At 72.8% G+C, this 7,598-nt stretch carries 7 protein-coding genes and 1 tRNA gene; 4 read left to right on the forward strand and 4 right to left on the reverse strand.

What is annotated here, in order from left to right:
* Both KHA85_RS15635 and KHA85_RS15640 read right to left on the reverse strand, forming a co-directional pair.
* Nucleotides 1-1,318: alpha-L-fucosidase (locus tag KHA85_RS15635; protein WP_213186518.1), on the reverse strand; the 1,318-nt coding region annotated here is incomplete at its 3' end.
* The gene (locus KHA85_RS15640) at nucleotides 1,315-1,830 is read right to left on the reverse strand and encodes a hypothetical protein (protein ID WP_213186519.1); all 516 of its coding nucleotides are present in this window, start codon (nucleotides 1,828-1,830) and stop codon (nucleotides 1,315-1,317) included. The genes KHA85_RS15635 and KHA85_RS15640, both read right to left, overlap by 4 nt.
* Nucleotides 1,831-1,996: 166 nt before the next feature.
* On the opposite strand from KHA85_RS15640, the gene KHA85_RS18520 reads away from it, so the two are divergent.
* Together KHA85_RS18520 and KHA85_RS15650 are read left to right on the forward strand one after the other, a co-directional pair.
* The gene (locus KHA85_RS18520) at nucleotides 1,997-4,603 is read left to right on the forward strand and encodes a helix-turn-helix transcriptional regulator (RefSeq protein WP_213186520.1); all 2,607 of its coding nucleotides are present in this window, start codon (nucleotides 1,997-1,999) and stop codon (nucleotides 4,601-4,603) included.
* A 31-nt stretch (nucleotides 4,604-4,634) separates the two neighbouring features.
* Nucleotides 4,635-5,378, forward strand: a complete 744-nt coding sequence (locus tag KHA85_RS15650) for a hypothetical protein (protein WP_213186521.1) — start codon at nucleotides 4,635-4,637, stop codon at nucleotides 5,376-5,378.
* A gap of 31 nt (nucleotides 5,379-5,409) precedes the next feature.
* Here the strand turns inward: KHA85_RS15650 and KHA85_RS15655 are convergent, their stop codons facing one another.
* Both KHA85_RS15655 and KHA85_RS15660 read right to left on the reverse strand, forming a co-directional pair.
* The gene (locus tag KHA85_RS15655; protein ID WP_213186522.1) at nucleotides 5,410-5,700 is read right to left on the reverse strand and encodes a DUF4287 domain-containing protein; all 291 of its coding nucleotides are present in this window, start codon (nucleotides 5,698-5,700) and stop codon (nucleotides 5,410-5,412) included.
* Between the two features lie 331 nt (nucleotides 5,701-6,031).
* Nucleotides 6,032-6,104: transfer RNA gene (locus KHA85_RS15660), tRNA-Gly, on the reverse strand.
* A gap of 258 nt (nucleotides 6,105-6,362) precedes the next feature.
* Here KHA85_RS15660 and KHA85_RS15665 point away from each other — a divergent pair.
* Together KHA85_RS15665 and KHA85_RS15670 are read left to right on the forward strand one after the other, a co-directional pair.
* Entirely contained in the window at nucleotides 6,363-6,773 is a 411-nt protein-coding gene (locus KHA85_RS15665; RefSeq protein WP_213186523.1) for a YciI family protein, read from the forward strand.
* Between the two features lie 7 nt (nucleotides 6,774-6,780).
* A partial coding sequence (locus tag KHA85_RS15670) for a sigma factor (protein WP_236885790.1) occupies nucleotides 6,781-7,598 on the forward strand: 818 nt, incomplete at its 3' end.

Raw genomic sequence — 7,598 nt, forward strand, 5'->3', positions numbered from 1 at the left:
CGGCACACAGTCCGGGTAGCACCAGCTCGGTCGAGGTGGGCGTGCCCAGAGTGATCGCGTTGACATCGCCGCCGGTGCGGGTGAAACGCACGGGAGTGCCGTCGCCGGCCACTGCGGCAGGAGCATCCCACGGACGGCTGCCGCGGATCGCGCTGCCGTTCTCATGCAGCCAGCCACCGAGCGCGCGCAGGGGCGCCTGCTGCTCGTACGGCACCGACCCGTCCGGCAGGGGCCCCACGCCGATGAGCAGGTTGCCGTTCTTGCTCACCACGTCCACCAGCATGTGCACCAGCTCGCCGGCGGTGACGATGTCGGCCGGGTCCTCGTTGCGGTTGGCGGCAAACGAGTGCCCGACGCCGCGGACCGTCTCCCACTTGGTCTCGGCGATGGTCTCGAGTCGCGCGTACTCGGGCGTGGTGACGTCGTGGTGAGGCGAGGCCGGGAAGGACAGCTCGCGACTGTCCTCCGGCAGCAGCTTCCACGCCAACTGCGCCAGGCACCCCAAGCCGCTCACCAGCGCCTCGGCCGCCCCGCCGCGTTTGACGTCCGTTTGGGCCCAGCGGTCGTTGACCACGCCGTCGGGCACCGCCGCGTAATACTCCGCGAACACCGCCGGCAGGTCCGACGACGCCGGCCAGCCGATGTCGTTCCACAGCACCGCCGGGCGGTATCGCTCGATGAGCTCGCGGACGTGCCCCTCGACGTACCGCACATACGTCGGGTCGTCGGGCATGGCCAGCAGCATGTCCGCCGGGCCGGTGAGCAGCGCGTTGTTGTACGGCCAGTCGTATCCGCCGGAGTAGTACAGCCCGGTGCGCATGCCGCGGGCCTTGACCGCCTCGTCGAGCGCGCCCACCAGGTCCCGCTCGCTTCCGTAACGGCCCAGCCGCGGGTGCGGGTGCGCGGAGGGCCACAGGGTGTAGCCGTCGTGGTGCTTGGTGGTGAGCACCACGTACCCGGCGCCCGCGGCGGCGGCGAGCTCGGCGAGCTGCTCCACGTCCGCATCGGCCGATTCGCGGCCGAACTCCTCGGCAAAGCGCTCGTACTCCCAGTCGGCGCCGTAGGAGCTCCGGTGATGCTCGGCGGTCGGGCTGCCCGGGACCCGCATGGAGTTGAGATACCACTCGGCGTACGGGTTCTCCCGCAGCATCCGGCGCGGGCCGCCGTCGCGGATCAGCCGCTGGATGTCGGGGACGCGCGGAGCCCACCGGGGGACCGAGTAGGGCCCCCAGTGGACGAACACGCCCAGTTTGACGTCGTCGTACCAGGTGGGCAGCTCACGCCCGGCAAAGCGCGCCCAACCGGAGGACTGACTCACGCGTGCTGCCGTCGCGTCGTCGTCGTCGATCCCGACCCCGGCACCGACCCCAAACCGGACCCGGACCCCGCCCCGGCCACCGGCACCGACGCCGCGCCACGCCGCTGCGCCTCCAGGTACGCGGACGCGGACTCGCCGTACGCCAGGACCAGCGCGACGACGTTCGCGGCGACCAGCACCCACGCCGACCAGTCGGTGAGGTCGACCAGGGCGCCGACCAGCGCCAGGGCCGCGGAGATCGTGAGCAGCACGCGCGCCCAGCGCGCACCGTCCCGTAACTCGACCGCGGCGACCACCTGGATGGCCACCGCGGCCATCGCGATGACCGCGCCGATCACGCCCGCCACGCCGATCACCTGACTGGCCGCCAGCTCCTCCTCGGTACCGCCGGCCCCCACGAAGACGGCGATGAACTCGCTCGCGAGCAGGATGTTGGACACGGCGACCGTGCCGAGCAGGGCGCAGCCGAGCCAGACCCACGAGGCGACGGAGACGGATGTGGGACGTTGCATGATGACCCCTCCCGGGTCGATGGCCGCACCCCGGCGGAGCGGCGCTGATCAGGTTTCGCTCAATGCTCATGGGCGCCCCGTGGCGGGCGATAGAGTGCGACACACCTGAGTTTTTTCCGTGACCGTGAGCTGCTGGTGCGAGCCGGTCAGAGTGGAGTGAGATCGCGTGACCGCGTGGAGGAAGAGCCGTGCGGTGCTGCGGTCCGACACCGTCGCGCGCGCGGTCGCCCTGAGCGTGGACACCCGACGCGGCGTGCTCGTCGTGGGGCCGCCGGGCGCGGGCGCGAGTCAGTGCGCGGCCGACATCGCCGCCGGTCTGCGCGCCGCGGGCGTCGCAGTGGTGGTGTGGGACGACCTCGACCGCGCGGTGCCGGGCTCGGCGTCGGGCGGGGGCGCCCCTCCCGCCGTGCCGGACGGCGCCGTGCTGGTGGCATCCGCCCGGCTCGGGGCACCGTTACCGCCGGGGTACGACGACGAGGTGGCCGCCCGCACCACGCGCCTGCCACTGCGGAACCTCACGCGCGGCGAGTCCGAGGAGATCGTGTCCTCGGTCGTGGGCATCCCCCTGTCGGCGCGGCTCGTCGAGGCGCTGTGGGCCTGCTCGTACGGGAACATGGCCGCGCTCCGCGCTACCTTCGACGACCTCGCCGGCCGCGGGTACATCCGCCGCACCCGCGAACGCATGGAGCTGACCGTAGACCCTGGGACGGCGATCGCCGAGGTCACCGTGGACCCGCGGCTGTGGGTGGGGGCGGACTCCGCCGCGTTCTCCGACGCGCTGACCACCGCCGCGCTCGCCCGCCGCATCAGCCTGCCCGACCTCGCGGACCTCCACGGCGACGACCTCGTCTGCGACCTCATCGCCCGCGGCCTGCTGACCGAGCGGCTCGAGGACGGCATCGAGATGCTCACCGTCCAGCCGCCCGTCCTCGCCGCCGCGCTGCGGGCCGGTGCGGACCACCGTCGTCGTCGGGAGGTCTACGAGGCGGTCCTCGATCGTGCCGGGATCGCTCCTGGCGCCGACGCCGGGGCGGCCGCGGGTGTCGGGGGCGCCGGGTCGGCTGCCGCTCGGCCGGACCCGCGGATCGTGCTGTGGGCGCTCGGCCGCGCACGGCCGGTCGACGCCGAGGCGGTGCTGGCCGCAGCACACGCGGCGCTCGACGCCCACGACTACCGCACCGGCGTGAGCCTCCAGGACACCGCTCAGCGCGCCGGGCTCGCGATGACCCCCGTCCAGCAGGCCGAACTGCGGCTCGTCGCGGGCTCGTGCCTGCGACTACTCGAGAGACTGCCCGAGGCCGCGATCCTCTTCGACCAGGCGCTGGCCACGCTGCAGCGGGAGAGTCGCGGGGCCGAGGACCGGGTGGGCGTGGGAGCCGGGCCCGCGGGTCCGGACGACCCGGCCGACCTCAGCGACGCCGACGCCCCGGCCGCTCTCAGCGACCCGGCGTCGGGGGATTTCATCCGCGTGCTGGTCGAGATCGTCACCGCCCGCGCCGACCTCGCGCACTACCGCGACCGCGGGCCCGACGCCGCGCTGCCGATGATCGCCGACGCCCACCGACTGCTCCCGCCGGGCCATCCGGCCCACACCGTGCTGGACGCGCTGACCGTGGTGCACCTGTCCTACTCCGGCCGGTACCGCGAGGCGGCCCGGGCGTACGACGCACTCGACGCGCCACTGCCCGTCGAGTGGGAGCGCCGCCTCGAAGCGATCCACGCCCTGGCGCTCGACGCGCTCGGCCAGTCCGACGCCGCGCTGGCACTGCTGCGAAGGTTGGCCCGGCGCGCGCGGTCGATGGGACACGTCGCGTGGGCGTCGGAGGAGTACCTCTCGGCGCTGCTCTGCGTGGTGCTGCACGGGTACGGGATCACCGCGTTGGGCGGCGAGCTCTCGTCGTTCACCGCGGCCGATCACGTGGAGTCGGTGCGCATCGACCACGGGCTACGCCGCGCCGCCGACGCGGAGATCGCGCTGTTCGCCGGCGACCTGCCGTCCGCCACGATCGCGGCCGCCGACGCGATCGACACCATCGAGGTCGACGGCCCGGAGGACTTCCTCCCCCGCGTGCTCTCCCTCCATGCGTTGGCGCTGGCACTGTCCGGGCAGGTCTCGGACGCGAGAGAGCAGTTGCGCCGGATGCGGGCGGTGCCGAACCACACGAACTCGCCGGTCGGGCCGGAGATGCGCGCCGCCGAGGCCGGTGCACTGTTCTGTGTGGGGGACCGCGACGCGGCGAAGCGGGCGGTGTGGGAGCTGGCGGAGGAGGGACTGCACGGTGCCGCGATCCGCGCCGCGATGCCCGGCATCGTCACGGCCGACCGCGAGACCTGTCGGCTCGTCGGCGAGCTGGAGGTCACCGGCGATCTCCCCGAGATGCTGCAGGAACTCGCCGCCGCCACCCTGGCGGAGAGCCCGCGGCGCCTCCTGGACGTGGCCCGCCGGGCCCGCGAGTCCGGTCTCATGGCGATGGCCGCCGCGGCAGCCGACCGCGCTCGTGTCGTCGCCTCGCTCGGCTCCCGACACCACACTCTCGCCGAGCGGCTGCTCGCGACGACCGAGATCAGTGGCGCCCGCGCCGGGTTCGCGCACCTGAGCGGCGCGGCCACGTCCGGGGTGAAGCTGACCCGCCGCGAGTCGGAGATCGCCGACCTGGTGGGGCAGGGGCTGACGAACGCCGAGATCGCCGCCGAGTTGCACCTGTCCAAGCGGACCGTCGAGGGGCACCTCAACCGGATCTACACCAAGACCGGTGCGCGACTTCGCGGGTGAGCAGGCGGCCCGTCCGGAATGATCGCCGAGTATGAACACGCATCGGGCGGGCGGGGCGCAGGCGAGCGCGGCCGGCGGGGCGCAGTCGGGCGCGGCCGGCGGGGATCAGGCAGACGGCGGGCCGTCGACCTTCTGTGAGGCGCCGGCGGGTTACATCGTCGAGACGTATTTCGTGCTGCGGATGGTGATCGCCGGCGGCGCGATCGTGCTCCCGCCGGCGCTCCTCGTGTGGGCGCTGCTGGATGCGCGAGTAGCGGCGATGGACTCGCTCAGTGCCTCCTACTTCACGCCGGCGCGCGGGGTGTTCGTCGGGACGCTGGTGGCGATCGGTGTGGCCCTCGTGGCCTACCGCGGATACACCCGCGGCGAGAACTTGCTGCTCAACGCTGCCGGGGTACTCGCGGTGGTGGTCGCTCTCGTCCCGACGGCAGATCCCGCGACGCCCGGGGACGCGCTGACGCTGACGAGTGTGGTGCACGCCGTGGCCGCTGTCGCGTTCTTCGTGTTGGCCGCGCTGTCGATCCTCTTCTACGGGCAGGAGACCCTCGGCTCGGTGCGGGACCCGCGGGCGCGGCGCAGCTACCGGACGGTGTATCGGGCGTTGGCGGTACTGGTGCTGGCCCTTCCCGCGGTGGCGCTCGTCGTGGCCTGGCTGGTGGAGTCCTCGGCGGCGCTGTTCGCCGTGGAAACCGCCGCGCTGTACGCGTTCGCCGCGTTCTGGCTGGTCAAGACCTACGAGCTCGCCCGGTCGCAGCCCCGGTTGCGGGTGGTGTGAGGCCGGTGGCAGGAACCCGCCCGTCCGCGCGCTAGCGATTCGGGTTGGTCGCCGCCCCGTCGAGCCACAGTGTGTCGGAGGCGTCGGAGTGCGAGCCGTCGGTGCCGACATGCTTGTCGCTGATCTTCGGGCCCGTGGTGATGACGTGGACCAGCGCCATGCCGTGGCCGCGTCCGAGGTCGTAGTCCTCTTTGAGCCACGCCAGGATCGGGCCGGCCTTGGTCCCTGGGCCGAAGCCCTTCTCGGCGGCTCGATCCACGAGTTGGCGCGGCGTGAGACCGGTCTTCTTCTCGACGGTGTCGAGGTACGCCTGGAACGACATGAGCTTCTCCCGGATCGGCGCGGCGATGGTGCGCTGATTATCGCGCCGGATCAGGCCCGACAACTGATAACCAGATGAGCGCTGGGCCCACGATCCGCGCCAGGCGCGTCGATAGGTCGCACCTGCTCACGTTGTCCCAGGACGGGTCACTGAGAAGTCAGTGCCTGTGACCACTCGACGAACAGCGGGCGCCGGACGGGCAAGGGCTCGCGTATCTGGCGCGCGGGCGCCGCATCTCGAGTGCACGGCCCCCACACACCGGGCGCGCGGACCCCGCTAATGAAGAATGTCCCGGGCCATCGACGAACGATGATCCGGGACATTCACTCTGAGCGGATGACGAGATTCGAACTCGCGACCCTCACCTTGGCAAGGTGATGCGCTACCAGCTGCGCCACATCCGCATCGCATTCCGGCCCGCCGGGGCGTTCCGTGCTGCGAGAAAGAACAATAGCGCACGCCGTGGAGCGGTTCCACGCGGGGTCCCCGAGCGCGCCGGACGGGGTCCCCGAGCGCGCCGGACGGGTTCACGACGGGGCCGATCGCGGGCCCGACCACGGCTGCGCTGCGCCAGCACCGCCCCGGATGTCGAAATCCGGCGGACGGTTCCGTCCCCCTCGTGAAGCGACCACACTGGGTCGCACAGCATGAGGAGGACCATCATGGCCAAGTACCTGTTGCTCAAGCACTACCGCGGCTCCGCGCCGGAGGAGCCCACCTATCCGCCGCTGGGCGAGTGGGCGCCCGAGGAGTTCTCCGCGCATTTTGCGTACATGGAGGACTTCGCCAACCGGCTCCGCGAGAGCGGGGAGTACGTGGACTCCCACGCACTGTCGGAGTCGGGGACGTGGGTGCGTTACGACGGCGAGGGCAAGCCCCCGCTGACCGACGGCCCCTTCGCCGAGACCAAGGACCTCATCGCCGGCTGGATGATCATCGAGGCGGCCGATTACGACCGCGCGGTCGAGCTGGCCGGCGAACTGTCCGCGGCACCCGGCCCCGGCGGCGCGCCGATCCGCGAGTGGCTCGAACTGCGGCCCCTGCTCACGGCGCCCACGGAGATCGAGGACTGATTCCACCATGGACGGCCCGGACCTGCGGGCGCTCATCCCGCAGGTGATCGGCGTCCTCGTCCGCCGCGGAGCCGATTTCGCCGCGGCCGAGGACGCCGTGCAGGACGCCCTCGTCGAGTCCCTGCGCAGCTGGCCCGCCGACCCGCCCCGCGACCCCCGGGCCTGGCTGATCGCCGTGGCGTGGCGCAGGTTCCTCGACGCGACCAGGTCGGAGTCGGCCCGTCGGCGCCGGGAGGACCTGGCGGCGTGGGAGCAGGCGGTGGCCTCGTCGTCGTACTCTCCGCTCCTCCCGGGTGACCGGGGCGACGCGGGTGACCCCAGCGGCCAAGGCGACTGGCCCGACCGCGACGACACCCTCTGGCTCTACTTCCTGTGCGCGCACCCGGCGCTGCCGATGCCGTCGGCGATCGCGCTGACCCTCCGAGCGGTCGGCGGCCTGACGACGCGGCAGATCGCGCGGGCGTTCCTCGTCCCCGAGGCGACCATGGCGCAGCGCATCAGCCGCGCCAAGCGCACGCTCGCCGGCCAGCGGCTCGACCGGCCCGGCGATGCCGCCACCGTCCTGCGCGCGCTCTACCTGGTGTTCAACGAGGGCTACACCGGCGAGGTCGACCTGGCCGCCGAGGCGCTGCGCCATTGTCGCCTCGGGGACGAGGAACGCCCGCGCGATCTGCCGCGTCGTCACGCCGCCGACCGCTCGGAGGGTCAGCGCGTGCGCCGACGGCATCGGCAGCGCCTGGTGCGCGCACATGCAGGAGAACCCGAGGGTGGCGTCTCTGCCGGGCCCGGCCCCCTGGCCGCTGGGGCCCCCCGCCGCGCCCCCGT

The organism is Dietzia massiliensis, assembly GCF_018390595.1.
GTDB classification, from domain to species: Bacteria; Actinomycetota; Actinomycetes; order Mycobacteriales; family Mycobacteriaceae; genus Dietzia; species Dietzia massiliensis.

Coding starts and splice junctions, on each gene's coding strand:
- KHA85_RS15665 (WP_213186523.1), top strand. CDS start 6,363: ATGGCCAAGTACCTGTTGCTCAAGCACTACCGCGGCTCCGCGCCGGAG.
- KHA85_RS15640 (WP_213186519.1), bottom strand. CDS start 1,830: ATGCAACGTCCCACATCCGTCTCCGTCGCCTCGTGGGTCTGGCTCGGC.
- KHA85_RS15655 (WP_213186522.1), bottom strand. CDS start 5,700: ATGTCGTTCCAGGCGTACCTCGACACCGTCGAGAAGAAGACCGGTCTC.
- KHA85_RS15650 (WP_213186521.1), top strand. CDS start 4,635: ATGAACACGCATCGGGCGGGCGGGGCGCAGGCGAGCGCGGCCGGCGGG.